Source organism: Streptomyces sp. NPDC042201, assembly GCF_055582185.1.
Genome location: NZ_JBVJDS010000015.1, coordinates 56,572 through 80,399 on the forward strand (window position 1 = coordinate 56,572; position 23,828 = coordinate 80,399).

The window sequence follows — 23,828 nt, forward strand, 5'->3', positions numbered from 1 at the left end:
GCACCGTGAGTGCTCCGGCTCGGCTTGACCGGGGAGCGGGAGAGGTCTTACGTTCTCATTGTGCGGCTTTTCGGAGCCGCCGCGGACGCGAAGCCCCCGGTTGTTCCCCCGTGATCGGGGGCTTCGTTCTGCCCTCTTCGCCGCCTCCCGCGCCCCCGCGATCCCCTCCTCCGCTCACCGTGGGTCACCGCCGCGGCCGCTGTGCGGTGCCCTTAGTCGCGCACTCTCCGCGCAGGTACGATGCCCCTCGGTGCGGTCAATTCCCGTCCGCGACAAGGTGGTTCAGCACACTGCCGACGGGCGCCCGCCCGGCGGGACATCACGGGGGCACGGTTTGTGGGGGACCTCATGGACACCGGCACGCAGGGCACACAAGCCCCGGCCGATCTCGCCTGGGTGCGCGGCGTGGACGCCTACACGATGGGCGCCTATCCCCAGGCGGAGGAGGAGTTCAAGGCTGCCGTACGGCTCGATCCCGGGATGGCCGACGGCTGGCTCGGGCTGCACGCGCTGCGCGTCGACACCACCACCGCCCTGCTGCACATGTACCGCCACCGCGACCGGTTCGGCGAACAGCGCTCCCGCCACCGCCGCACGCTGAACTCCTGGTACTGGCTCGGCTGGTGGGTCCAGCCGGTGCTGGAGAGCGGGCGGGACCTGCTGCTCGCCCACGCCTCGCACTGGCTCGACGGCCGGCATGTGCCCGAGCTGGACCGGGCGCTCGCGGGCCTGCCGCCCGTGGACGCAGATCCGCAGGTGCGGTTCCTGCACGCCTGCCGCGCCTATCTGGTCAAGGACTGGGACCAGTTGGTCCGGCACACCGAGCCGCTCGTGGACGATCCGCTACTGGGCATCGAGGCGGGACTCTTCGGCGGCATGGGCCGCGTCCGGCTGGAGATGTACGGACAGGCGGAGCCGCTGCTGTCCACCGCTCTGATGCGCTGCCGCAGCGAGCAGCCGCAGCGCAAGGAGCTGCGGTACTGGCTGGCGCGCGCCCATGAGGGCAAGGGCCGCAGCGCGGCCGCCTTACCGCTCTACCGGGCCGTGCACCGGCTCGATCCCGCGTTCATGGATACCGCGGCCCGGCTCGCCGCGATCACCGACTCCGACGGGTACGAGGGACCGGACGATCCGGTGGGCCTCGCCTCGGTCGCGCTGGCCGGCTTCGGCCAGGACGCGGTGGACACCGTGGAGACGCGGGGTGAGGTGGAGGGTCCGCCCGCGTCCGACCGGCTGCTCGGCGGTGAGACGGGGCCCCAGCCGGCCGGCGGTGTCCCGGCCGCCGCGCGCGACGACGTGCGCGAGAAGGTCCCGGCTCCCGCCCAGCCCGCTTCGCCGCGCTTCCCCGAGGGCCCGACCGATCCCGCCCTGCTCGCGCAGGCCCTGGCCGAGCTGGAGCGGATGGTCGGCCTGGAGCCGGTGAAACGGCAGGTCAGGGCGGTCTCCGCGCAGCTGAACATGGCCCGGCTGCGGGCCGGCGAGGGCCTGCCCGTCCAGCCGCCGAAACGTCACTTTGTCTTCTCGGGCCCCTCCGGCACCGGCAAGACGACCGTCGCCCGTATTCTCGGCCGGATCTTCTACGCCCTCGGACTGCTCGGCGGCGACCATCTGGTGGAGGCCCAGCGGGCCGATCTGGTGGGCGAGTTCCTCGGCCAGACCGCCGTCAAGGCGAATGAGCTGATCGACTCGGCGATCGGCGGGGTGCTCTTCGTCGACGAGGCGTACAGCCTCTCCAACTCCGGATACAGCAAGGGCGACGCCTACGGCGACGAGGCCCTTCAGGTGCTGCTCAAGCGCGCCGAGGACAACCGCGACCATCTCGTGGTCATCCTGGCCGGCTATCCGGAAGGCATGGACCGGCTGCTCGCCACCAATCCCGGCCTCTCCTCCCGCTTCACCAGCCGCGTCGACTTCCCCAGCTACCGGCCGCTCGAACTGACCGCCATCGGCGGCGTGCTCGCCGCGGAGAACGGCGATGTCTGGGACGAGGAAGCGGTGGACGAGCTGCGCTCGATCAGCGGGCATGTCGTCGATCAGGGGTGGCTCGACGAGCTGGGCAACGGACGCTTCGTCCGCACGCTGTACGAGAAGAGCTGCGCGTACCGCGATCTGCGGCTCTCCGGGTACATCGGTACGCCCACCCGCGACGATCTGGCCACGCTGCGGCTGCCCGATCTGATGCAGGCGTACGGCGAGGTGCTCTCGGGGCGCGGTCCGGCGAACCGCGGCCCCCAGGACCCGACGGGGCAGTGAACCCCGCCGGGTCCTGAGTGCTTCACCGCACGGCAGGACTCAGCGCGCCAGGACCTGACCGGCCTGGTCGACGCGCTGCTCACCGACGAGGGCCGCCTTCGGCGCACTGGTCCTGTGGGACGGATCCCGTACCTCACCGACCAGCATTTCCAGTACGTCCTCCAGCGCCACCAGGCCGAGCACCCGCCCGGACGCGTCCGCGACCTGGGCAAGATGCGTGGCGGCGCGGCGCATCACGGTGAGCGCGTCGTCGAGCGGCAGTTCCGCCCGCAGGGTCGCCATCGGCCGCCAGACGTGCTGCGGGACGGCCCGCTCCCCGGCCTCCAGATCGAGGACGTCCTTGACATGGAGAAAGCCCATGAAGGCGCCGCCGCCCTCCGCGCACACCGGGAAGCGGGAGTAGCCGGTGCGTACCGTCAGCTCCTCGATCTCGCGCGGGGTGACGGCCGGGGTCACCGTGATGAGGGAGGCGCGGGTGAGCAGCACGTCGGTGACCGGGCGGCTGCCCAGTTCCAACGCGTCCTCAAGCCGTTCCTGCGCTTCCGGTTCGAGCAGCCCGGCCTGGCCCGAGTCCTCGACGAGCCGGTTGAGCTGCTCGCTGGTGAAGACCGCCTCCACCTCGTCCTTGGGCTCGACGCGGAAGGCCCGCAGCACCAGCCGGGCGCAGGCGCCGAGCGCGGCGGTCACCGGACGGCACAGCCGGGCGAAGCCGACCAGGCCGGGGCTGAGCCAGAGCGCGGTCTTCTCCGGGGCGGCCATGGCGAGGTTCTTGGGGACCATCTCGCCGATGACCAGATGCAGGAAGACGACCAGCGCCAGGGCGATGACATAGCCCAGCGGATGGATCAGGCCCTCGGGCATATGGGCCGCGTGGAAGACGGGCTCCAGCAGATGCGCCACCGTCGGCTCGGCGACCGCGCCGAGCGTCAGGGAGCAGATGGTGATGCCGAACTGCGCCGCCGCCATCATCTGCGGCAGATTCTCCAGCCCGTGCAGCGCCTGCCGGGCCCGCGCCGAGCCGCGTGCGGCGTGCGGCTCGATCTGGCTGCGGCGTACGGAGACGAGGGCGAACTCGGCCCCGACGAAGAAGCCGTTGGCCAGGACCAGGAGGAGAGCGAAGACGAGTTGCAGGGCGCTCATCGGGTGCCCTCCGCCATCGCCGGGGCGCCGGCCGGCGCGCCTGCCGGTACGCCGGACGGAGCGCCTGCCAGGGCATCGGCCGGGGCGCCTGCCAGGGCGTCGGCCGGTACGCAGGCCGGTATGTCGGCGTGCTGACCCGCGACCTCGGCGGTGCGCACCAGCCGGACCCGTTCGGCCCGGTAGCGGTCCACCTGGCGCACGGAGAGCCGCCAGCCGGGCAGCTCGGCCTTGTCGCCGGGGGCCGGGATACGTCCCAGCAGATCGGCGACCAGGCCCGCCAGGGTCTCGTAAGGCCCGTCGGGCACTTCGAGGCCGATCCGCCGCAGGGTGAGGACCCGGCAGCTGCCCTCGGCCTCCCAGGCCGGCCTGCCGTCCTCGGGTGCGACGGGGGCCAGCTCCGGCCGCGCGTCGCCCTCGGTGTCGTGCTCGTCGAGGACCTCGCCGACCAGCTCCTCGATGATGTCCTCCAGGGTGACGACCCCGGCCGTACCGCCGTACTCGTCGACCACGACGGCTATGGGCTGCTCACTGCGCAGCCGCTCCAGCAGCTGCTGTACGGGCAGGGTCTCGGGCACCAGCAGCGCCGGGACGGCGATCCGTCCGGCCGGGGTGCGCAGCCGTTCCCGTACGGGCACCGCGAGCGCGTCCTTGAGGTGCACCATGCCCACGACCTCGTCGATGCGCTCCCGGTAGACCGGGAAGCGGGACAGTCCGGTGGCCCGGGTGAGGTTGAGGACGTCCGCCGCGGTCGCGTCGGACTGCAGGGCGCTGACCTTCACGCGGGGGGTCATGACGTGCTGCGCGGTGAGCCGGCCGAGGGAGAGGGTCCGGACGAACAGATCGGCGGTGTCCTGTTCGAGGGTGCCCGCCTGGGCCGAGTGACGAGCCAGGGAGACGAGTTCGCCGGGGGTGCGGGCCGAGGCGAGTTCGTCCGTCGGCTCCACGCCCAGCATCCGGACGAGACGGTTGGCGACGGTGTTGAGCAGGGAGATCACCGGCCGGAACACGGTGGAGAAGAGATGCTGCGGGCCCGCGACGAACCGTGCCACCTGGAGCGGCCGCGAGACCGCCCAGTTCTTGGGGACGAGTTCGCCGATCACCATCTGGACGGCGGCGGCGAGCAGCATTCCGATCACCACCGCGACCCCGGACACGGCCCCTTCGGGCAGCCCGGTCGCGGAGATCGGCCCGTCCAGCAGCTGGGCGAGTGCCGGCTCGGCGAGCATGCCCACGACGAGCGAGGTGATGGTGATGCCCAGCTGGGTGCCGGAGAGCTGGAAGGAGAGTTCCCGCAGTGACCTGACGACGGTGCGGGCGCGGCGGTCACCCGCGGCGGCGGCGCGCTCGGCGTCAGGACGGTCCACGGTGACAAGGCCGAACTCGGCCGCCACGAAGAAGCCGTTGGCGAGGATCAGAAGGAACGCTGCGGCGAGCAGCAGAAGGGGGATGGTCATGCCGCCGCCTCTTCGAAGGGGGCGGCGCAGGTACTACCGGACGATCCGTCCATTGCTGGAGGGAGTCACTCCTCGGGTCGCAGGTGCCCCACGGGCCGGTCGCGGCCGTCGGATGCGGGGCGGGGGCGCACTCGGCGCCTCCGCCACCAGAGTAATCAAGACGGGGCGCGAGAGGGCAGTGGCGTACGGGCTGAGGCTGAGAGCCTGGCTCTCAGCCGTTGTCCGCGCCGGTGCCCCGGGCCTCGGTCAGCGCGCGCAGCGCGCGGGCGTCCCGGATGGCGTGTTCCTTGGCGATACCGGGCTGAATGCCCAGCACGGGCAGGCTGCTTCCGTCGCTGAGGTCGAGGAAGACCCAGGGGTCGCCGGGACGCAGATTGACCCGCAGGATCTCGGCCCATTCCAGCCGGCGCGTACGGGTGAGGTTGATGATTGTCACACCGGAATCATCGGCGACGACCTTGGGCCGGCTGAGCAGGGCCAGGACGCCGAAGAACAGCAGGGCCGTGACGATGAAGCTCATCCGCTCCCCCGCGCTCAGCTGTTCCAGCAGCAGGCCGATGGCCGTGATGACGGCGAACATGACCGTGCCGACGCTCAGCAGGACCGCCCGGGTACGGGTCGGCCGGAAGGTGACAGGAAGCACGGGCGGTCCGGGCGGGGGCGGGGGGACGGACATGAGTTCTCGGTCTTCCAGGGGTCGTGTCAGAGGCGGCAGGCGTGGATGGCCGTGGTGAGGATGGCGCGAGCGCCCAGCTCGTAGAGATCGTCCATGATCCGCTGCGCTTCCCTGGCCGGGACCATCGCGCGGACGGCGACCCAGCCCTCGTTGTGCAGCGGGGAGATGGTCGGCGACTCCAGGCCGGGGGTGAGGCCGACGGCCCGCTCCAGGTGCTCGGCGCGGCAGTCGTAGTCCATCATCACGTACGTACGGGCGACGAGGACGCCCTGAAGCCTGCGCAGGAACTGCTGCACCTTCGGCTCGTCGGCCGCGGCGCCCGTGCGGCGGATGACGACCGCCTCGGAGGTCATGATCGGCTCGCCGATCACTTCGAGGCCCGCGTTGCGCAGCGAGGTGCCGGTCTCCACCACATCGGCGATGACCTGGGCGACGCCCAGTTCGATGGCGGTCTCGACCGCGCCGTCCAGGTGGACCACGGAGGCGTCGACCCCGTGATCCGCGAGGTGCTTGGCGACGATGCCCTCGTACGAGGTGGCGACGGTCATACCGGTGAAGTCCGCGACACCGCCGGCGATGCCCGGCTTGGTGGCGTAGCGGAAGGTGGAGCGTGCGAAGCCGAGCGGCAGGATCTCCTCCGCGCTGGCGCCGGAGTCCTGGAGCAGATCGCGTCCGGTGATACCGATGTCGAGCCGGCCCGAGCTCACATAGATCGCGATGTCGCGGGGGCGGAGGTAGAAGAACTCGACCTCGTTGTCCGGGTCGACCAGGACGAGTTCCTTGGACTCCTTGCGCTGCTGGTAGCCGGCCTCATGGAGCATCGCCGACGCAGGTCCTGAGAGTGAACCCTTGTTGGGGACGGCGATGCGCAGCATGAGGTCGGATTCCTTTGTGCGTAGGGGTGGTGGTGCGTGCCGATGGCGGTGCGGAGCGGTGGGGCTCAGAGATGGGCGTACACGTCGTCGAGGGAGATTCCGCGCGCGACCATCATCACCTGGACGTGGTAGAGGAGCTGGGAGATCTCCTCGGCGGCGGCTTCCTTGCCTTCGTACTCGGCGGCCATCCACACCTCGGCCGCCTCTTCGACGACCTTTTTGCCGATGGCATGGACGCCCTTGTCCACCAGCTCGGCGGTGCGGGAGGTGGCGGGGTCGCCGTGGGCGGCCTTCTGCTGGAGCTCGGCGAAGAGCTCCTCGAACGTCTTCTTGGACATGGTGAGGCTCACTTTACGCGGCGGGGCGGGGCGGTCAGCGCCAGGGTTCGGCGATGGTGCGCAGGGTGGCCGCGGTGGCGACGGCGGCGGTGACCGCCTCGTGGCCCTTGTCCTCGTACGAGCCTTCCAGACCGGCCCGGTCCAGGGCCTGCTGCTCGGTGTCGCAGGTCAGCACGCCGAAGCCGATCGGCACTCCGGTGTCGACCGAGACCTTGGTGAGGCCCTGGGTGACGCCCTGGCACACGTACTCGAAGTGCGGGGTGCCGCCCCGGATGACGACGCCGAGGGCGACGACCGCGTCATAGCCGCGGCCTGCCAGCACCTTGGCGACCACCGGCAGCTCGAAGCTGCCGGGGACGCGCAGCAGGGTCGGCTCGTCGATGCCGAGGTCGTGCAGGGCGCGCAGGGCGCCGTCGACGAGGCCGTCCATGATTTTCTCGTGCCACTGCGCCGCGATCACGGCGACCCGGAGGTCTCCGCAGTTCTTCACACTCAGTTCGGGTGCGCCCTTGCCGCTCACGTCTCTCCTCGAAGCTGGTTCTTGTCGGCCGTACGGATGATGCTTACGGATGGTGCTGACGGCTCTTACTGGTTGCTCTTACTGGTTGCCGCAGCCGGACGGGGCGACGGCGGGGTCGAGCCAGGGCAGGTCGTGTCCCATCCGGTCCCGCTTGGTGCGCAGATAGCCGAGATTGTGCTCGCCCGCCTCGACGGGCATCGGCTCGCGTTCGGTGACCCGGAGCCCGTGCCGGACGAGCGCGGTGACCTTGTCGGGGTTGTTGGTCATCAGCCGCAGACCGTGTACGCCGAGGTCGTGCAGGATCTGCGCGCCCGCCGCGTAGTCGCGGGCGTCGGCGGGCAGGCCGAGTTCCAGATTGGCGTCGAGGGTGTCGCGGCCGCGCTCCTGGAGCTCGTACGCGCGCAGCTTGGACAGCAGTCCGATGCCGCGTCCCTCGTGGCCGCGCAGATAGACGACGATGCCGCGGCCCTCCTCGGTGATGCGCTCCAGGGATGCCTGGAGCTGGGGGCCGCAGTCGCAGCGCAGCGAGTTGAAGATGTCGCCGGTGAGGCATTCGGAGTGGATCCGGACCAGCAGGTCCTCGCCGTCACCGATGTCCCCGTGGACGAAGGCGACATGTTCGACGCCGTCGACCGTGGAGCGGTAGCCGTACGCCGTGAACTCGCCGAAGGTGGTGGGGAGCCGTACCTCCGCCTCACGGCGGACCGTCGGCTCCGAGCGGCGGCGGTAGGCGATCAGATCCTCGATGGAGATGATCGTCAGGCCGTGCTTGCGGGCGAACGGGATCAGCTCGGGCAGCCGCAGCATCACGCCGTCCTCGCCGGCGATCTCCACGATCGCGCCGGCCGGGCGGAGCCCCGCCAGTCGTGCCAGGTCGACGGCGGCCTCGGTGTGCCCGTTGCGTACGAGCACCCCGCCGGGCTGGGCGCGCAGCGGGAAGACATGGCCCGGCCTGACGAAGTCGCCGGGCTGCGCGGCGCCGCCGGCGAGCAGCTGGAGCGTGGTGGCCCGGTCCGCGGCGGAGATACCGGTGGTGACGCCATGGGCGGGGGACGCGTCGACGGAGACCGTGAAGGCGGTGCGCATCGATTCGGTGTTGTGGTCGACCATCTGCGGGAGTTCGAGCCGCTCCAGCTCCGCGCTCTCCATCGGGGCGCAGATCAGCCCGCGGCATTCGCTCATCATGAAGGCGACGATCTCGGGGGTGGCCTTCTCGGCCGCGACGACGAGATCGCCCTCGTTCTCACGGTCCTCGTCGTCGACGACCACGACCGGCCGGCCGGCGGCGATGTCACGGATGGCCTGCTCGACGGGGTCGAGGCCGAGCCCCTCGACCCGGTCGGCGGAGTACCAGGTGAAGGTCGAGGGGTCGGCGCGGAGCGCCTCGTTCAGGGCGGTGGTGGGCGCGGGGCGGGAGGTCATGCTGCTGCTCCTTCCAGGGGCATGGCGGCGGCGCGGGTACGCAGCCACCAGTCGCGCAGCCCCCACAGGACGAGGACGAGGTAGATCACGTACACGAAGCCGGAGAAGGCGAGCCCACTGCTGAACGCGAGCGGTACGCCGACGATGTCGACGAGCAGCCAGGCGAACCAGAACTCGACGAGACCGCGGGCCTGGGCGACCATCGCGGCGAGCGTGCCGACGAAGATGTACGCGTCGGGCCAGGGGTTCCAGGACAGTTCGGGGACGGCGACGAACAGAGAGCCGACGGCGAGGGTGCCCAGGGCGGTACCGCCGAGGAGCACTCCGCGCTCGCGCCAGGTGGCGAAGCGTACGGCGATCGAGCCGTCCTGGGCCCGCTGCCTGCCGCGCTGCCACTGACGCCAGCCCCACAGCGCCACTCCTATGACCAGCAGCTGCTTGCCGACTCCGCCGCTGAGCTGGGCGGAGGCGTAGGCACCGACCAGGATGACCCCGGACAGGAACTGGGCGGGCCAGGTCAGGATGGAGCGCCGCCAGCCGAGCGCGAGGGCGACCAGACCGATGGTGTTGCCGATCATGTCGGACCACAGGATGTGCTGACCGAAGGCCGTGAAGGCCTCGCCGTTCAGCCAGGACAGGGCGCTCACCGGGCGGGCTCCTCGGATCGGGCGCCGAGCAGCCGCTCGACGTACTTGGCGATGACGTCGACTTCCAGGTTGACCGGGTCGCCGGGGCCCTTGATGCCGAGGGTGGTCAGCGCGAGGGTGGTGGGGATGAGGCTGATGGTGAAGTAGTCGGGCCCCGCGTCGACGACCGTGAGGCTGACGCCGTCCACGGTGATCGAACCCTTCTCGACGACATAGCGGGTCAGCGCGGCGGGCAGCGAGATCTTGACGATCTCCCAGTGCTCGGAGAGCGTGCGCTCGACGATGGCGCCGGTGCCGTCCACATGCCCCTGGACGATGTGTCCGCCGAGGCGGCCGCCGACGGCCATGGGCCGCTCCAGGTTGACCCGGGAGCCGGTCTCCAGCGCGCCGAGGCTGGAGCGGTTGAGCGTTTCCGCCATCACATCGGCGGTGAACTCGCCGTCCCCGAAGTCCACGACCGTGAGACAGACCCCGTTGACGGCGATCGAGTCGCCGTGCTTGGCGTTCTCGGTGACGACGGGTCCGCGCAGACGGAAGCGGGAGGAGTCGCCGAGGTTTTCGACGGCGGTGACCTCACCCAGTTCTTCGACGATTCCGGTGAACACTCAGTGCTCCTTTGTGGCGGTGACGGAACGGACGGTGCCGTGGTCGGCGGTAGCGGGGTCGGCGGCGGGATCAGCGGTGGCGGGGAGGGGGACGGCGGTGATCCGCAGATCGGTGCCGATCCGGACGCTCTCCGTCATCCGCAGGCGCAACGCCTCGGCGATGGTGGTGATTCCGGCGTCGGCGAGGGCCGTGGGTCCTGCGCCGAGCAGGACCGGCGCGAGATAGCCGACGACCAGGTCGACGGCGCCCGCGGCGACGAAGGAGCCGGCCAGCGCCGGGCCGCCTTCCAGCAGGACGGAGCGGACGCCGCGCTCGTGCAGGGCGGCCAGCAGGGCGGGGATGTCCAGGCCGTGGGCGGCGCGGGGCAGCCGTACGACCTCGGGCAGATGGCTCGCGTCGGCGTCCTCGGCGACCGCGATCAGGGTGGGCGCGGCGTCATCCAGGATCCGGGCGCCGGGCCGTACGGCGGTGGCCTCGGTGTCCACGACGACGCGCAGCGGCTGGACGGCGCCCTCGATGCCGCGCACCGCGAGATGCGGATCGTCGCTGCGGGCGGTTCCCGAGCCGACCACGACCGCGTCGGCCTCGGCGCGCAGCCGGTGGACATCGGCGCGGGCCTCGGCCGAGGTGATCCAGCGGCTGGTGGAGTCGGCGGCGGCGATCCGGCCGTCGAGCGTGGCCGCGTACTTCCACACGACATGGGGGCGGCCGCGCCGTACGGAGGTGAGCCAGGCGATATTGCCCGCCTCGGCCTCCTCCGCGAGAAGTCCCCGCTCGACCGTGACGCCGGCCGCGCGCAGGGTGCCGGCGCCGCCGGTGGCCTGCGGGGTCGGGTCGGCGACGGCGTAACTGACCCGCGCGACACCGGCGTCGACGAGCGCCCGGGAGCAAGGTCCTGTGCGGCCGGTGTGATCGCAGGGTTCGAGGGTGACGTACGCCGTGCCGCCGCGGGCCCGCTCGCCGGCGGCGCGCAGGGCGTGGATCTCGGCGTGCGGGCCGCCGGCCCGCTGGTGGAATCCCTCACCGGCGAGCTGTCCCGAGGCGTCGAGGATCACGCATCCGACGACCGGATTGGGGCGGGTGGAGCCGAGCCCGCGAGCGGCGAGCACAACGGCCCGGCGCATGGCGTCGGCGTCAGCCACGGCTTCGGCTTCGGTGGCCACCGGGTCCTCCTGCCTCTTCGGGCACGGACTCCGGGGCCTGTCGATGACGACAGAGAAGCGGGAACGCACATCAGGACGCCGAGGCCGAGGAACTGGCTCGTCCGAAAACGACCCATCGACGGCGGCGTACCCATGACGGCCCGCCGCGCACTGCCTCCCATCCGGACTTTCACCGTCGGTCCAGGAATTTCACCTGGTCAACCGGCCGCTGGATGCGGACGGGTCGCGGACTGTAACCGCCGGTTCGGAATTACACCGACCCCGGAGTGCGCTGCTACTGGTACTCGACCAGTGTGCCACGCCTGATCGTCGGCCATATGGGTGGCTACTGTGGCCTGGCTCACAGGCGGCGTCGCTGGGGCGGCCGGCACCTCACGCGGTGCGGCCCGTGCGCCGACCGGTCAGGTCCCGGTCGGTCATGCCCCAGCCGGTCAGGTCCCGGCCGGTCATATTCCGGGGGCGAACAGCTCGTCCTGGGCGGCGTCGCGCGCGGTCAGCAGGGCGCCCCGCAGGACGCCCGCGCCGCCGAGCGCTCCGGCTCTGACCTCCGTACGCAGCGGGGACATCGCGGCCAGCCGCTCCTCGACGCGGGCGGCCAGCGTCTCGCCGCCCGCGTGGCCCACCTCGCCGGCCAGCACGACCCGGCCGGGGTCGAGAACCGCGCTGACCGCCGCCGCGGCGATGGTCAGCCGGTCGGCGAGGGCGTCGAGAAAGGCATCAGCGTCCTTGTCGGCGTCGCCTTGCGCGCCCGTCTCGCCCTTCGTCACCGCTTCGACGGCGGCGCGTACGAGCGCGGCGGACGGCGGTTCCTGCGGCGCCGCGACGGCCGAGACGCCGTACTGCTCGGCGAGTTCGCAGATGGCGGCCGAGCCCGCGAGGCTGTGGAAGCCCCCGTCGCAGGCGAGCGCCGAGGGCAGCCGTGAGGTGCCCGGCACGGGCAGGAAACCGATCTCGCCCGCGCCGCCCGAGGCGCCCCGGCGGAGCTTGCCGTCGAGCACGACGGCCGCGCCCACCCCGTGGCCGAGCCAGAGCAGGACGAAGGTGTCCTGGCCGCGGGCCGCGCCGAGGCGCTGTTCCGCGAGGGCCGCGAGGTTGGTCTCGTTCTCCACCAGGACGGTGGCGGGCAGCCGCTCCTGGAGCGCGGCGACGAGCCGCCGGTGCCAGGCGGGCAGTCCGCTGGTGTCGCGGAGTTCGCCGGTGACCGGGTCCACCAGGCCGGGGGCGCCGATGCCCACGCTGTGCAGCCGTACCGCGCCGGCCTCACGGGCCGTCCGTTCCAGCAGGGCCGCGGCGCGTTCCACGGCGGCTTCCGTGGCGGTGTCGCTGCCGATGGGCAGGACGGCCTCGGCGAGCGTGGCGCCCAGCAGATCCGCGACGACGACGGAGACGCTGTGGGTCCGTACGTCGAGGGCCGCCAGATGGGCCCGGTCCGCGATGATCCCGTACAGCCGGGCGTTGGGGCCGCGTCGCCGGTCGCCGGTCTCTCCGACGACCTGCACCAGCCCTGAGTCCTGCAGCCGTTCCACCAGATCGGCGACGGTGGGGCGGGAGAGTCCGGTCAGCGTCTTCAGCTGTCCTGCCGTCAACGGGCCTTCCTGCTGGAGCAGTCGCAGGGCAAGCCGGTCGTTGATGGCCCGGGCGGTGCTCGGGGATGCGGCCATGCCGGGATCCTTCCAGATCGCGTCGGGAAACTCTCTATTTATCAGGCAGGGTTCCTGATAATTTACTCCAGCGCCGTGGACCGGCGTGTCCACGGTGTGCCGGGGTACGGCCACCTCTCAGGGGAGGAAGAGGCGGGATGTCGGCTGAAGCGGTCTTCGACAAACAGAGGTTGCGGCGTGCGAGGTTCGCCGTGGCCACCGTCTTCTGTGTGCACGGCGCGGTCACCGGCAGCTTCGCCACCCGTATCCCCTGGATCCAGGACCACACCGGGATCAGCGCGGGACAGCTCGGGCTGGCGCTCGCCTTCCCCGCGATCGGCGCCTCGGTCGCGATGCCGCTGGCCGGCGCGGTCAGTCATCGCTTCGGCGCCCGCAACGCGCTGCGCGGACTGCTCGCCCTGTGGACCCTCTCGCTGACCCTGCCGGCCCTGGCGCCGAATCTCGTCACCCTGTGCGCCACCCTGTTCGTGTACGGCGCGACCTCGGGCATGTCGGATGTGGCGATGAACGCCCTCGGGGTCGAGGTGGAGAACCGTCTCAACAAGTCGATCATGTCCAGCCTGCACGGCATGTGGAGCACGGGCGCGCTGATCGGATCCGCCGCCGGCACCCTCGCCGCGCATCTGGGCACTGACGCGCGGCTGCACCATCTGCTGGCGGCCGCCGTCCTCACCGTGCTGGGCCTGCTCGCCTGCCAGGGCGTACTGGACCTGCGCAGCGCCCCCGACGAGGACCCGCCGCCGCGGTTCGCGCTGCCGCCGAAGTCCGCGCTGCTCATCGGGGCCGTCGGGTTCTGCGCGGTCTTCGCGGAGGGCGCCAGCCTCGACTGGTCCGCGGTCTACCTCAGGGACATCCTGGACACCTCGCCCGGTGTCGCCGCGGCGTCGACCACGGCCTTCGCGCTCACCATGGCCGTCGCCCGGCTCGCGGGCGACAAGGTGGTCGACCGGTTCGGCGCCGTACGGACCGTACGGACGGGCGGTGTGCTGGCGGCGGCGGGCGGCGTGCTCGTGGTGACGGCGCCTCACCCGGTGATCGCCATGGGCGGGTTCGCGCTGCTCGGGCTCGGCGTGGCCGTGGTCGTACCGCTCGCCTTCGCGGCGGCGGGCCGCAGCGGGCCGAACCCCAGCCAGGCCATCGCGGGCGTGGCGACCATCACCTACACCTCGGGCCTGATCGCCCCCTCGGCAATCGGCGCGGTCGCCGACGCGACCTCACTGGTGGTGTCCTTCGGGCTGGTGACACTGCTCGCCTGCGGTCTGGTGGTGGGGGCCGGGGTGCTGCGCACCGGCGACCGGCGGCCGGCCGAGGCCGTCGTCCCTGACGCGACAGCCCCCGGTCCACGGATCTGAACCGGCCGGCCCCCGGCGGCCTCAGCCCGCTATCGAGTCGAGCTGTTCGGCGGCGGGCCGCAGGGCCCAGAGGTCACCGCCGGGCGGTGCCTGGAGGCGCGGGACGGCCGCGCGGGCGTTCGGATCACCGGCGTCGGCCGCCGCGTGCACGATGTCGCTCGCGGCGTAGCGGTAGAACTCCAGCTCCGGATGCGGCCAGGGCGCGGCCCCGGTCGCGGCGGGCAGCAGATAGCCGACCGCCTTGAACAGGCTCTGGCCCTGCGGCCCTCGATGGGCCCAGAGGTCCACGCCGACCTGCTCGCCGATCGCGGCGAGGCGGGTGTAGGCGACCAGGTCGAAGGTCGAGTAGTGCCAGCTGCGGGTGCGGGCCAGCTCCTGGGGCTGGCTGCCGTCGGCCGCGATCTGGGTGTCGATCCGCTTCGTACGCGCGGCGCGGACCACCGTGCGCGCGAGGTCCTTGTCCCCGGTGGCCAGCGCGAGTCCCGCGACCTGCATGTCCATGAAGGTGCCGTGGTTGTTCTGGGCCGCCGACTCCTCCTTGCCGAAGGGGGACGTGACCAGCCAGTCCAGGAAGTCCTCGTTCCACGCCCGCATTCCGGCACGGTCGCTCGCGGTCCAGCCCGGCGCTCCGGTGTCCAGGACCGCGAGGGCGTCGAGGACGCACCTACGTGACGCCCCGACCGGTACCGCCAGGGACTCGCCGTCTAGGGTCCGGGCATGACTTCGCAGACCTATCTCTCCGAACTGTTCTCGCTGGACGGACGGGTTGCCGTGGTGACCGGCGGCAGTTCCGGCATCGGCCGCGCTATCGCCGCGGCCCTCGCGCGCGCAGGGGCGAGCGTCGTGGTCATGGCGCGCAAGGAGGCGGATCTGGTCGAGACGGTCGGCGAGCTGGCGGCCGACGGCTGCCGGACGGCCTGGGTGAGCGCCGACCTGAGTACTCGCGACGGCATGCGCGCAGCGGCTGAGGAGGCAGCAGAGGTATTCGGAGAGCCCGACATCCTTGTCAACTCCGCCGGGGTCAACCTGCGGCCCCCGATGGGCGAGCTGAGCGAGGAGGTGTGGGACACCACGATGGCGGTGAACCTGGAGGCGCCCTATCTGCTGGGACAGCGGTTCGGGCCTCGCATGGCTGAACGGGGCTTCGGGCGGATCATCCACATCACCTCCCAGCAGGCGCATAGGGCGTTCGTTCAGAGCGGTGCCTACGGCGTCTCCAAAGGGGCGTTGGAGTCACTGGCCCGTTCCCAGGCCGAAACTTGGTCGCCGTATGGCGTCACCTGCAACACCCTTGTGCCGGGGTTCGTCATGACGCCGCTCAACGCACGGCTGTCGTCCGATCCTGAGAGGGTAGCGGCGCTGGCCGCTCGCACGATGGTCGGGCGCAACGGCCTGGCGGAGGACTTCGCGGGCGCAGCGGTGTTCCTGGCGAGCCGTGCCTCCGCCTACGTCACAGGGCAGGCAATCTTCATCGACGGCGGATTCTCCGTTCACTGAGCCAACACCGGGGGGGCGCTCAGACATCGAGCAAGCCACTCGATAGGGGTGGCTTCCCAGTCTCGTTGCCGATCATGAACCCGTTTCGCGTCCATCCCTCTCACGAATGAGGCAACGCGACTCCCGTTCCCCTTGCCTCAGTGGCTCCCGTTCACCCTGTCGAAAACGGGCACGACGAAGCGCGCCCTCGCTCTCCCCGCCACCAGTACCGTGGAGACCTCACTCTCTGGCGGGGGTATCGGTGAACACATCCGAAGCGAGCCTTGGCGACCGCATTGCAGAACTGCGGATGCGACGAAACATGACCCAGGAGAAGCTGGCCGCAACCGCCGGACTGTCCGTCGACCTGATCCGCAAACTTGAGCAGGGCAGGCGCAAGACGGCCCGCCTGGCCAGCATCAATGCGATGGCCCAAGCGCTCGACACGGAGCCGAGCTACCTTCTCGGACAGCCGACCACCTTCGAGGTCAACGAATCGGAGGACGGCCTGCCATCCGTACTCGCACTCCGGCAGGCCGTATCCCCGGTGGCCGATCTACTGGGCGGCGACACAGACCTCAATGACCCACCGAGCATTACCGAACTACGAGCCTCACTGCTGTCGACCGAGGCCATTCGTCGCGACGGCCGCATGGGAGAGATCGGAGCCCTACTCCCTCAGCTCATCCGCGACGCACGGATGGCGGCGCACGCCTACACCGGCAGCGACGCAGCAGCGGCGAACTCTGTGCTCGCGGTGGCCTACCAGGTTGCGGCCACCACGCTGACGGCACTCGGTAAAGAGGACGCCGCATTCACCGCGATGGAGCGCTCACTCCTCGCGATCCGCCAGTGTGACGACCCGAACCTCGAGACCCTGGCCGCGTCGACCCTCGCGTGGGTGTTCACCAAGCAAGGGCGACTGGCCGACGCCGAACGTGTCGCGCTCGCCCGCGCGCACCAGATCGAGCCCGGGTTCCGCTCCAGCCCCGAAGACCTCGCGCTGTGGGGCGTGTTGCTTCTACGTGCCGCAACTGCCGCTGTGCGGCAGGAGAAGCATGACACGGTCACCGACCTGCTGAGGATGGCGAAGGGCGCTGCGGAGAGCATGGGGCAGGATCTGCTCGTCTACGCCACACCGTTCGGGCCGACGAACGCGGGCATCGCCAAGGTGAATTTTCTGGTGGAGATGGAGAAGAGCGACGAAGCGGTGCGGTCCTCCCGCAGCATTCCGGACCTGGGCAGTCTGCCGCCCACCTGGCGGGCGCGATTCCACGTCGATCGCGCCCTGGCGTACAACGATCTCGGGAAGGACCGGGCGTCCGAGAGTGCGCTCCTGCTGGCCGAGAAGAACGCCCCCGAGTGGCTGCGCTACCACTCCACTTCCCGTCGGTTGGTGGAAGAGCTGCGAGGGCGGGCCTCCCGCAGGGATGCTGTTCTGGGCTTGGCCGACCGGCTTGGCCTGGTGGGGTAGGACACTGCGCCCTACCAGATCCAGAATGTAGGACAGTCCGCCCCTGGGCTGTGATCGCGCGGATTCGTAGCGTGATTGGCATGACGCGGCGCCGACTACTCCCCGCCAGGGATGGTCGGCGCCGCACTCCATGCAGCCCCGGGAGCCGACCATGACACACAGCCGCGGCACATACGCCAAAGCACAAACCGACGCAACGATTGCGCGGTGGCTGATGTCCTCTCTCGATACGCCCTCAGTGGCCCGCCACGACTGGGAGATGGGCAGGCCCGCCGTGCTGCGGACCGGCGTGGTCTTCGATGCCGTCAAAATGTCTCCGGAGCTGGTGCACGCCGCAGTCGAGAGCACGCGGCCGGACCTCGTGGGCGGAGCCCTGGCGCGGACCCTTGACGGTCCGGTGATCTACCATCCGTCCGCGCAGTACTACGCCCTAGTCGCGGCGCAGACCACCGAGACATGGCGCTCACCGCTTGCGACCGTCCTCGGCCGCAGCGGATGGCTCACCGTCCCCCGCGTCGACCGCACACGGCCGCCCGGCATCCACTGGACCGTACCCATCACGCAGGCGGGAAAGCTGTGCACCCCGAGCGCCGTGGTGGAGTTCCTCCGAGTTGGCCGGGCGAAATGCGAAGACGTCACCCCGTTCCTCACGAAGTACTCGGCATGGCTGACACACACGAAGGGCTGCGCCACCTGCACCAGCGGCGTGGACCGGTGCCCCGATGGCGCCCGGCTGTGGCAGACCTACCTGACTGCCCGGAGGGACACATCCACCCCGTGATCTGCAGCCAATGCGACAGGCCGATCCTGGACGGCCAGCCGTACGACACGTACGAGGTCGAGACCGGCTCCGGCGCGGCCCCAGCAGTACGTGTACACCGCGAGTGTCCCCCGAAGAACACAGCCCGCCGGCGCCACCCTCTGCGCCCCTGAACTCCCCTACTGCCCCGGCCGGCTCGTTCCCCGTCGACGCCGGTCGGGGCGCTCCACCCCGAGGACGCCGGTACGTGCCCGTCGCGCGCCTCTGCACCTCCACTGATCTCCGCCCCGGCCGGACTCATCCGGCCAGGAAACCCCGACCGGGGCGGGTCAATGCACCACCCATCCACCAGACCAGGAGGCACGTATGAGTATGACCACCCAGGCACCTGCCAGGCGGGACGCCCGCGCACTGCTGACGGCCGAGGAATTCGACGGCGTCGTCTCCACAGTCCAGCGCGCCAACCCGGGCATGGACGCAGTCCTCGCGCAGCGCATCACCCTGGAGGGTCTGAAGTTCGTGGCCACCGCCGCCAGCCACACCAGCGGGCGCATGGCGCCGTCCCCCGTAGTTGATCAAGGCTGGCACGCCGTCATTCTCCACACCCGCGTGTACGCGGAACTCAACGATCGGCTCGGCGGCCGCTTCGTCCACCACATCCCCCAGCCCCCGAACCCCACCCACAAGGAGGTCCCCGGCATCCTGGAGCGCACCCAGGCCGCCATCGCGCTGGCCGGCTTCGAGGTCGACACCGAGCTGTGGCAGCCCGGCCCGACGGCGTCGGCCGACTGCCAGCACGTCCCGGGCTGCGGGGACAAGGACTGCGAGGTCCAATGCGAATCGGGCCCAAACTGACCGCACCGGCCCCTATGGTGCTGATATGAGCGCATCTGAACGGGACCAGCAGATGGCTGCGGTCCGTGAGTGCCAGCGCCTGTGGCGCATCGTCAGGAGCCAGCGGTCCGAGCGGCCTCGGAAACGTCGCTGCCACGGCCCCGGCTTCACCGTGATGGTCACCACCAGGGGACCGGTCACGATCCCGTGCCCGCGCTGCGGCGCCGGAGCACCAGCGTCGTAGCTGCACTGCCCCAGAGCCCCGGCCGCCGTGATGGCGGCCGGGGCTCCTCTCGTACGAGCCTGCCGAGCGGGACACCGACTGCAGAAGCGATACGGAGCAGCATCCCCAGAGTGGGATCGCTGGTACCGCCGGGTGAGGCCCGTAACGTCGACCTGGCCGACCCGTCGGACGTCTCGCTATCCTGCTCGTCGAGCGACTCCGGGGCCGGCTGGGTAGCTTCCGTTCATCAAGCACTCCCATCATGTATATGAACGAAGTTCATGAACGAGACCGTGCGAGCGTAGGGGCGGCGGATAACGCTGACAATGGGTCAGACGCGGCCGGGATGTCAGTTCGAGGAATCAATAACCTTCTGCCATACGGTGATTACCTTCAGCGTCCGCACGAAGGAGTTCACGTATGCCGGTCAAGCTCGGTCTCGGTCTTCCGCAGACGAAGCAGTACGACATCGGCCGCGATGTGGCCACCGTGGCGCGGGCAGCGGAGGAGGCCGGCTACGAGAGTCTGTGGGTTTTCGAGCGCGTTCTCTTCCCCGAGCCCGCCACCCAGGGGCTGTACAACATCCCGGGGCTGCCCTGGCCCGACCACTACCGCTCGGTCGCCGAACCGCTGGTGACGCTCGCACTGGCGGCCGCGGCCACCGAGCGGCCACGGCTCGGCACGAGCGTCCTGGTCGCACCGCTGCATATGCCGTTCCAGCTGGCCCGTTCGCTCGCCTCGCTGGATGTGGCGAGCGGCGGCCGGGTGGTCGCGGGGATCGGTACGGGCTGGTCGCATGACGAGTTCGCCGCCGCCTCGGTCGCGCCGTTCGAGAAGCGCGGCGCGGTCCTGGACGAGCTGCTGGACGTGTGCGCGGCCGTCTGGGGCCCCGACCCCGTCTCGTACGAGGGCGAACTGACCACCATCGCGCCGTCCGAGGTCGGGCCGAAGCCGGTCCGGCCCATCCCGGTCTATCTGCCCGCGAACAGCCCGCGCGCCACCCGCCGGCTGGTGGACCGTGCGGACGGCTGGATGCCCGTGGCCATGGGCGTCGCGCAGCTGGCGGAACAGTGGCAGCGGGTACGGGACGTGGCCGCCGAGCGCGGCCGGGAGCGGCCGCTCGACGCCTGCGCCCGCGCCAACGCGCAGTACAGCGCCAAGCCGTTCGAGGGCAAGGACCGCCACCCCTTCCAGGGCAGCGTGGCGCAGATCGTGGAGGATCTGGCGGCGCACGCCGAGGTGGGCGTACCGGAAATCCTGCTGGACCTCCAGAACTCGACGCGGGACGCCGCGGAGCTGAGCGATGTGGCGGCGGAGGTGTACGCGGCGGCGCGCGCGGCCGGCGTCTGACCGGGGGGCCGGCCGGTGTCTGACCGGGGGCCGGTCGCTCGCCGGCCACTGACCGTACGGTGATCGTGCCGGGGCTCGCCGCCCGACGGCGGCCGGCCCCGGCCGATCCCGGATCCCCTTCAGTCCTCGGGCAGTTCGACGGGCGCGATGTCGTCGTACAGGTCACCCGGCCCGGGGTTCGTGTCGTCCGTGGCGCCGCCGAAGTGGTGCATCACACCCCACACCGCGTTGAGCGCGGTCTGAACGGCGCCCTCGGCCCAGCCCGCCGTCCAGGAGATGTCGTCCCCGGCCAGGAAGATCCCCCGCTTGTCCGCGGGCAGCCGGTCCTGCATGAAGTGCGTGAACAGCCGCCGCTGGTAGCGGTAGTGACCCGGCAGATTGGCCTTGAACGCGCCCATGAAGTACGGCTCGTTCTCCCAGGAGACAGTCACAGGGCTGCCGATGATGTGACGGCGGATGTCGACCTTGGGATAGATCTCGCGCAGCGAGTTGAGCATGACCTCCATCCGCTCCTCGGCGGACAGCGGCAGCCATTTGAGGCTGTCGTCGCACCAGGTGTACGAGAGGCAGATGACGGCCGGCTTGTCGGGGCCGTTGTCCAGCAGATACGTGCCGCGCGTCATCCGGTCGGTGAGCGTCATCGACATCACGTCACGCCCGGTGGGACGTCCGGTGTCGTCGACGGCCTCGTCCAGCCAGAACGGCCGGTCGACCGGGACGAACAGCTTGGAGGACTCCATGTAGTGGGTGCGCTCCATCGCCGTCCAGTGGTCGATCGGGAAGAGCGAGTCATCGCAGGCGATCTTGGCGAGCAGCAGCCAGGACTGGGCGGTGAAGATCGCCGCGCGGTAGGTACGGATATGGCCCGAGGAGTCCGTGACGGTGATCCGGTTGCCCGCCGTGCGGTGCAGTCTGGTCACCGCGGGCCGCGGCTCGCCGCCGTGCAGCGAGGACAGCGAGGTCCCGGCGGGCCAGTGTGTGATCTTCCGCGGCTCGCGCTGCCACAGCCGCAGCGGCAGCTGCTGGCTGCCTCCGTCGATGGAGCGGTGGTGGTCGTCGGCCTCGGTGTAGACGACCCGCAGGATCTCCAGGATGGAGTTGGGGAAGTCGGTGTCCCAGCCGCCGGTGCCGAAGCCGACCTGGCCGAAGATCTCCCGGTGCCGGAAGGACTTGAAGGCCGGGGAGTCGCAGAGGAAACCGTAGAAGGTCTGGTTGTCGAGCTTTTCGACCAGCCGCGCCCAGATCTCCCGGATCCGCGGGACATCCCGCTCGCGCAGGGCCTGGTTCATGTCGGAGAAGTCCGCGCCCTCCTCCAGACAGGTGTTCCAGGCGTCCATCACGTCGCGGTAGACCTGCGGCAGATCGCCGATGGTCTCGGCGTAGTGGGACCGGCCCTTGAGGTCGACCACGGTCGACGGGGTTCCGGCGGCCAGCGGATTGGGGAACGGGCGGGTCCGCAGGCCCACCAGATCGATGTAGTGCTGGAGCGCGGTCGACGAGGGCGGGAAGCGCATCGCGCCCATCTCGGCGGTCAGCTCGGGGTCACAGCCCTGGAACCCGACGGTGCGGAGCCGTCCGCCGATCTTGTCGGCCTCGTACACGACGGGCTTCAGGCCCATCTTCATCAGCTCGTACGCCGCGATGATGCCGGAGAGCCCGCCACCGATGACCGCGACCTCGGCGCCGTGCTCGGTCGCGGGGATCTGGCCGAGCCCGGCGGGGTGCGCGAGGAAGTCGTCGTACGCGTAGGGGAAGTCCGGCCCGAACATGGTGATCGGCGGCTGCGCGTCGGTGTGCTGGACGGCGGTGGGCAGCGTGGACGTCATGGGGTACGGACTCCTTGCGCGGAGGCGGAGAAGAACAAGGGCGGGCGTTGGGACGGCTTGGCGGGCTCGGGCGGCTCGGCTCGGGCGATTCGGGCGGTGCGGGCGGCTCAGACGAGGGAGGTGTACAGGCCGGGGCGGCGGTCCCGCAGATACGGATTGGCCGCCCGGGAAGCGTTCAGCAGCTCGCGGTCGACCTCGCCGAGGAGCAGTTCCTCACCGCGTCCGGCCCGCGCCCGGGTGGCGCCGTCGGGGCCGGCGAGACAGCTCAGCCCGACGAACTCGAAGTCGCCCTCCTGGCCGGTCCTGTTCACGTACGCGACGTACATCTGGCTCTCGAAGGCCCGCACCGGCACCAGCGACTCGGCGACGAACTGGAACGGATGCATCTGGGCGGTGGGCACCAGCAGCAGATCGGTGCCGGCCAGGGCATGGCCCCGGACGTTCTCCGGGAATTCGACGTCGTAACAGATCATGATGCCCAGCCGCAGCCCGGCCAGTTCGGCCTGGACGACGGGCTGCTCCCCCGGCGTGAACCACGCACGCTCGAAGCCGCCGAAGAGATGGGTCTTGCGGTAGTTCGCCAGCCGCGCGCCCTCGGGACCGATGAGCTGCGCGGCGTTGAAGATCCGCTCGCCGTCGCGCTCGGGGTAGCCGTACAGCACCGCGAGTCCATGGCGTACGGCGATCTCGGCGACGGCCCCGGCCCCGGGGCCGTCGGCGGGCTCGGCCAGCCGGGGCATGTCGTCGCCGATGGCGTACCCGGTCAGGAACATCTCGGGGCAGACCAGCAGTCCGGCGCCGGCGGCCGCCGCGCTGCCCGCCGCTTCGTCGAGCACCTTGAGATTTCCGGCGACCGAACCGGGTCGGCCGGAGCTCTGGAGCAGGGCGGTGCGCAACGGCGGCATGGCTGACCTCGGACGGTGCGAAGGGGGTTCCGGGGGGACGCAATGACGGTACGGTCCGGCCGTCGGCCCGGACAAGACGCGACCGTTGCGTTCCGACCATCGATCCGTTGCGCGATCGGCCGCGCGCCCGGCGATTTATTGCGCGGGAGCGTCTCCCCTGGTCAGGAGGGTGTTTTCGGCCCCTTGGCGGAGGGCTGGTACGGCTCGGGGTGCGGCCCGGCGGGACCGTCACCGGCGCCGGGGCCGGCGGCGCCTCTCACCCGGCCGCTGACTCCGCGGCCTCCTCGAGCCGCGCGATCCCCCAGTCGAGAGCGGCTTCCAGGTGTGTGGTGCTCCCCGTCGAGAGCAGGATCGCCACCCCGCCCTGCACACCGGCCAGCAACGCGGCGGCCGTCCTGTCCACATCGAACGAATGAGGCAGCCGCCCATTGCTCTGCAGAGCCCGGATTCCGCCGGCGAGATGGTCCTGCCACTCCCGCATCAGCGCGCTGACGATGGCCCGGGTTCCCGGGGAGGTACGGCCGACCTGCTGGAGCAGCGACCCGAGCGGACAGGTGTCTCCCTGCTCCGTGTACCGCCGGACGACCACGTCCCGCCATCGGTGCCACGCCTCCCACGTGTCCAGACAGCCCAGATACGGCTGCTGATCGTCCAGGACCCGGTCCGCCTCGTACTGGGCGACCGCCAGCAACAGCTGATCCTTGCCCTGCGGGAAATAGTGGAACAGCTGGCTCTTGCTCGTACCCGTCCGCTCCCGGATGTCGTCCAGCGTGGCGGTGAGCCCCGCCTCCCGCAGGACCTCTGCGGCCCCGACGACGATCCGCATCCGCGTGGCCTGCCCCTTGGGCGTCAGAGCACGTGACACGACCCGCT

20 protein-coding genes, 2 pseudogenes and 1 riboswitch are annotated in these 23,828 nt (G+C 70.8%); of the genes and pseudogenes, 7 read left to right on the forward strand and 15 right to left on the reverse strand.

The window, feature by feature from the left end; all coding sequences use genetic code 11:
- The first annotated feature begins 348 nt into the window (after positions 1–348).
- Positions 349–2,253 (forward strand): AAA family ATPase, encoded by a 1,905-nt coding sequence (locus tag ACZ6MZ_RS29805; RefSeq protein ID WP_389787441.1) that lies wholly within the window; start codon positions 349–351, stop codon positions 2,251–2,253.
- 39 nt (positions 2,254–2,292) lie between these two features.
- Here ACZ6MZ_RS29805 and ACZ6MZ_RS29810 read toward each other — a convergent pair whose 3' ends face one another.
- From ACZ6MZ_RS29810 to ACZ6MZ_RS29860, 11 genes and pseudogenes are all read right to left on the reverse strand, one after another.
- Positions 2,293–3,393: a hemolysin family protein gene (locus tag ACZ6MZ_RS29810; protein ID WP_389787438.1), complete on the reverse strand. Its 1,101-nt coding sequence runs from the start codon at positions 3,391–3,393 to the stop codon at positions 2,293–2,295.
- Complete coding sequence (locus tag ACZ6MZ_RS29815) at positions 3,390–4,847, reverse strand: hemolysin family protein (protein WP_389787436.1); 1,458 nt, start codon at positions 4,845–4,847, stop codon at positions 3,390–3,392. Before ACZ6MZ_RS29815 ends, ACZ6MZ_RS29810 begins: the two co-directional genes overlap by 4 nt.
- Positions 4,848–5,058: 211 nt before the next feature.
- Positions 5,059–5,523: a PH domain-containing protein gene (locus ACZ6MZ_RS29820; RefSeq protein ID WP_389787433.1), complete on the reverse strand. Its 465-nt coding sequence runs from the start codon at positions 5,521–5,523 to the stop codon at positions 5,059–5,061.
- A gap of 26 nt (positions 5,524–5,549) precedes the next feature.
- Positions 5,550–6,398, reverse strand: coding sequence for an ATP phosphoribosyltransferase (gene hisG, locus ACZ6MZ_RS29825; RefSeq protein ID WP_389787430.1), 849 nt, complete (start codon positions 6,396–6,398; stop codon positions 5,550–5,552).
- A gap of 65 nt (positions 6,399–6,463) precedes the next feature.
- Positions 6,464–6,736 (reverse strand): phosphoribosyl-ATP diphosphatase, encoded by a 273-nt coding sequence (locus ACZ6MZ_RS29830; protein ID WP_365649386.1) that lies wholly within the window; start codon positions 6,734–6,736, stop codon positions 6,464–6,466.
- 34 nt (positions 6,737–6,770) lie between these two features.
- Positions 6,771–7,256: a 6,7-dimethyl-8-ribityllumazine synthase gene (gene ribH, locus ACZ6MZ_RS29835; protein ID WP_384188697.1), complete on the reverse strand. Its 486-nt coding sequence runs from the start codon at positions 7,254–7,256 to the stop codon at positions 6,771–6,773.
- Positions 7,257–7,334: 78 nt separating this feature from the next.
- Positions 7,335–8,678 (reverse strand): bifunctional 3,4-dihydroxy-2-butanone-4-phosphate synthase/GTP cyclohydrolase II, encoded by a 1,344-nt coding sequence (locus ACZ6MZ_RS29840; RefSeq protein ID WP_389787426.1) that lies wholly within the window; start codon positions 8,676–8,678, stop codon positions 7,335–7,337.
- A complete protein-coding gene (locus ACZ6MZ_RS29845) occupies positions 8,675–9,325 on the reverse strand; it encodes a nicotinamide mononucleotide transporter family protein (protein WP_386878802.1) in 651 nt (216 codons plus the stop codon). Before ACZ6MZ_RS29845 ends, ACZ6MZ_RS29840 begins: the two co-directional genes overlap by 4 nt.
- Positions 9,322–9,930, reverse strand: a complete 609-nt coding sequence (locus ACZ6MZ_RS29850; RefSeq protein ID WP_389787423.1) for a riboflavin synthase — start codon at positions 9,928–9,930, stop codon at positions 9,322–9,324. The genes ACZ6MZ_RS29845 and ACZ6MZ_RS29850 overlap by 4 nt, the downstream gene beginning before the upstream one ends.
- 78 nt (positions 9,931–10,008) lie before the next feature.
- Positions 10,009–11,055 (reverse strand): annotated as a pseudogene (gene ribD, locus ACZ6MZ_RS29855) (bifunctional diaminohydroxyphosphoribosylaminopyrimidine deaminase/5-amino-6-(5-phosphoribosylamino)uracil reductase RibD); the annotation flags it as partial.
- Between the two features lie 182 nt (positions 11,056–11,237).
- Positions 11,238–11,368, reverse strand: a riboswitch (FMN riboswitch).
- 172 nt (positions 11,369–11,540) lie between these two features.
- Positions 11,541–12,755 (reverse strand): ROK family transcriptional regulator, encoded by a 1,215-nt coding sequence (locus ACZ6MZ_RS29860; RefSeq protein ID WP_389787420.1) that lies wholly within the window; start codon positions 12,753–12,755, stop codon positions 11,541–11,543.
- Positions 12,756–12,892: 137 nt separating this feature from the next.
- Between ACZ6MZ_RS29860 and ACZ6MZ_RS29865 the strand changes: the two genes are divergently transcribed.
- The gene (locus tag ACZ6MZ_RS29865) at positions 12,893–14,107 is read left to right on the forward strand and encodes an MFS transporter (protein ID WP_384188688.1); all 1,215 of its coding nucleotides are present in this window, start codon (positions 12,893–12,895) and stop codon (positions 14,105–14,107) included.
- A gap of 21 nt (positions 14,108–14,128) precedes the next feature.
- On the opposite strand, the pseudogene ACZ6MZ_RS29870 reads toward ACZ6MZ_RS29865, so the two are convergent.
- Positions 14,129–14,770 (reverse strand): annotated as a pseudogene (locus ACZ6MZ_RS29870) (alginate lyase family protein); the annotation flags it as partial.
- A 54-nt stretch (positions 14,771–14,824) separates the two neighbouring features.
- Here ACZ6MZ_RS29870 and ACZ6MZ_RS29875 point away from each other — a divergent pair.
- The 5 genes from ACZ6MZ_RS29875 to ACZ6MZ_RS29895 all read left to right on the forward strand — a co-directional run bounded on the left by ACZ6MZ_RS29875 (position 14,825) and on the right by ACZ6MZ_RS29895 (position 20,224).
- Positions 14,825–15,604 carry an SDR family NAD(P)-dependent oxidoreductase gene (locus ACZ6MZ_RS29875; RefSeq protein WP_389787454.1) on the forward strand — a complete coding sequence of 260 codons (780 nt, stop codon included), beginning with the start codon at positions 14,825–14,827 and terminating at the stop codon, positions 15,602–15,604.
- A gap of 241 nt (positions 15,605–15,845) precedes the next feature.
- A complete protein-coding gene (locus ACZ6MZ_RS29880) occupies positions 15,846–17,057 on the forward strand; it encodes a helix-turn-helix domain-containing protein (protein WP_389787417.1) in 1,212 nt (403 codons plus the stop codon).
- 214 nt (positions 17,058–17,271) lie between these two features.
- The gene (locus tag ACZ6MZ_RS29885; protein WP_469355470.1) at positions 17,272–17,838 is read left to right on the forward strand and encodes a hypothetical protein; all 567 of its coding nucleotides are present in this window, start codon (positions 17,272–17,274) and stop codon (positions 17,836–17,838) included.
- Between the two features lie 345 nt (positions 17,839–18,183).
- Positions 18,184–18,672 carry a glycine-rich domain-containing protein gene (locus ACZ6MZ_RS29890; RefSeq protein ID WP_389787412.1) on the forward strand — a complete coding sequence of 163 codons (489 nt, stop codon included), beginning with the start codon at positions 18,184–18,186 and terminating at the stop codon, positions 18,670–18,672.
- Positions 18,673–19,294: 622 nt separating this feature from the next.
- On the forward strand, positions 19,295–20,224 hold the full coding sequence (locus tag ACZ6MZ_RS29895) for an LLM class F420-dependent oxidoreductase (protein ID WP_469355472.1): 930 nt from the start codon (positions 19,295–19,297) through the stop codon (positions 20,222–20,224).
- A 119-nt stretch (positions 20,225–20,343) separates the two neighbouring features.
- On the opposite strand, the gene ACZ6MZ_RS29900 is transcribed toward ACZ6MZ_RS29895, so the two are convergent.
- The 3 genes from ACZ6MZ_RS29900 to ACZ6MZ_RS29910 form a co-directional block, all read right to left on the reverse strand.
- Positions 20,344–22,050 carry a flavin monoamine oxidase family protein gene (locus tag ACZ6MZ_RS29900; RefSeq protein ID WP_469355473.1) on the reverse strand — a complete coding sequence of 569 codons (1,707 nt, stop codon included), beginning with the start codon at positions 22,048–22,050 and terminating at the stop codon, positions 20,344–20,346.
- Between the two features lie 107 nt (positions 22,051–22,157).
- A complete protein-coding gene (locus tag ACZ6MZ_RS29905) occupies positions 22,158–22,955 on the reverse strand; it encodes a carbon-nitrogen hydrolase family protein (RefSeq protein ID WP_469355475.1) in 798 nt (265 codons plus the stop codon).
- 256 nt (positions 22,956–23,211) lie between these two features.
- Positions 23,212–23,781, reverse strand: a complete 570-nt coding sequence (locus ACZ6MZ_RS29910; RefSeq protein WP_469355535.1) for a TetR/AcrR family transcriptional regulator — start codon at positions 23,779–23,781, stop codon at positions 23,212–23,214.
- Between the last annotated feature and the right edge of the window lie 47 nt (positions 23,782–23,828).

What these genes read in the sequence shown, in the direction of transcription:
- ACZ6MZ_RS29810 (WP_389787438.1), bottom strand. Translation starts at nt 3,393, where the DNA reads ATGAGCGCCCTGCAACTCGTCTTCGCTCTCCTCCTGGTCCTGGCCAAC.
- ACZ6MZ_RS29905 (WP_469355475.1), bottom strand. Translation starts at nt 22,955, where the DNA reads ATGCCGCCGTTGCGCACCGCCCTGCTCCAGAGCTCCGGCCGACCCGGT.
- ACZ6MZ_RS29895 (WP_469355472.1), top strand. Translation starts at nt 19,295, where the DNA reads ATGCCGGTCAAGCTCGGTCTCGGTCTTCCGCAGACGAAGCAGTACGAC.
- ACZ6MZ_RS29885 (WP_469355470.1), top strand. Translation starts at nt 17,272, where the DNA reads ATGTCCTCTCTCGATACGCCCTCAGTGGCCCGCCACGACTGGGAGATG.
- ACZ6MZ_RS29840 (WP_389787426.1), bottom strand. Translation starts at nt 8,678, where the DNA reads ATGACCTCCCGCCCCGCGCCCACCACCGCCCTGAACGAGGCGCTCCGC.
- ACZ6MZ_RS29805 (WP_389787441.1), top strand. Translation starts at nt 349, where the DNA reads ATGGACACCGGCACGCAGGGCACACAAGCCCCGGCCGATCTCGCCTGG.
- ACZ6MZ_RS29875 (WP_389787454.1), top strand. Translation starts at nt 14,825, where the DNA reads ATGACTTCGCAGACCTATCTCTCCGAACTGTTCTCGCTGGACGGACGG.
- ACZ6MZ_RS29900 (WP_469355473.1), bottom strand. Translation starts at nt 22,050, where the DNA reads ATGACGTCCACGCTGCCCACCGCCGTCCAGCACACCGACGCGCAGCCG.
- hisG (WP_389787430.1), bottom strand. Translation starts at nt 6,398, where the DNA reads ATGCTGCGCATCGCCGTCCCCAACAAGGGTTCACTCTCAGGACCTGCG.
- ACZ6MZ_RS29820 (WP_389787433.1), bottom strand. Translation starts at nt 5,523, where the DNA reads ATGTCCGTCCCCCCGCCCCCGCCCGGACCGCCCGTGCTTCCTGTCACC.
- ACZ6MZ_RS29910 (WP_469355535.1), bottom strand. Translation starts at nt 23,781, where the DNA reads ATGCGGATCGTCGTCGGGGCCGCAGAGGTCCTGCGGGAGGCGGGGCTC.
- ACZ6MZ_RS29865 (WP_384188688.1), top strand. Translation starts at nt 12,893, where the DNA reads ATGTCGGCTGAAGCGGTCTTCGACAAACAGAGGTTGCGGCGTGCGAGG.
- ACZ6MZ_RS29860 (WP_389787420.1), bottom strand. Translation starts at nt 12,755, where the DNA reads ATGGCCGCATCCCCGAGCACCGCCCGGGCCATCAACGACCGGCTTGCC.
- ACZ6MZ_RS29890 (WP_389787412.1), top strand. Translation starts at nt 18,184, where the DNA reads ATGAGTATGACCACCCAGGCACCTGCCAGGCGGGACGCCCGCGCACTG.
- ACZ6MZ_RS29830 (WP_365649386.1), bottom strand. Translation starts at nt 6,736, where the DNA reads ATGTCCAAGAAGACGTTCGAGGAGCTCTTCGCCGAGCTCCAGCAGAAG.
- ACZ6MZ_RS29815 (WP_389787436.1), bottom strand. Translation starts at nt 4,847, where the DNA reads ATGACCATCCCCCTTCTGCTGCTCGCCGCAGCGTTCCTTCTGATCCTC.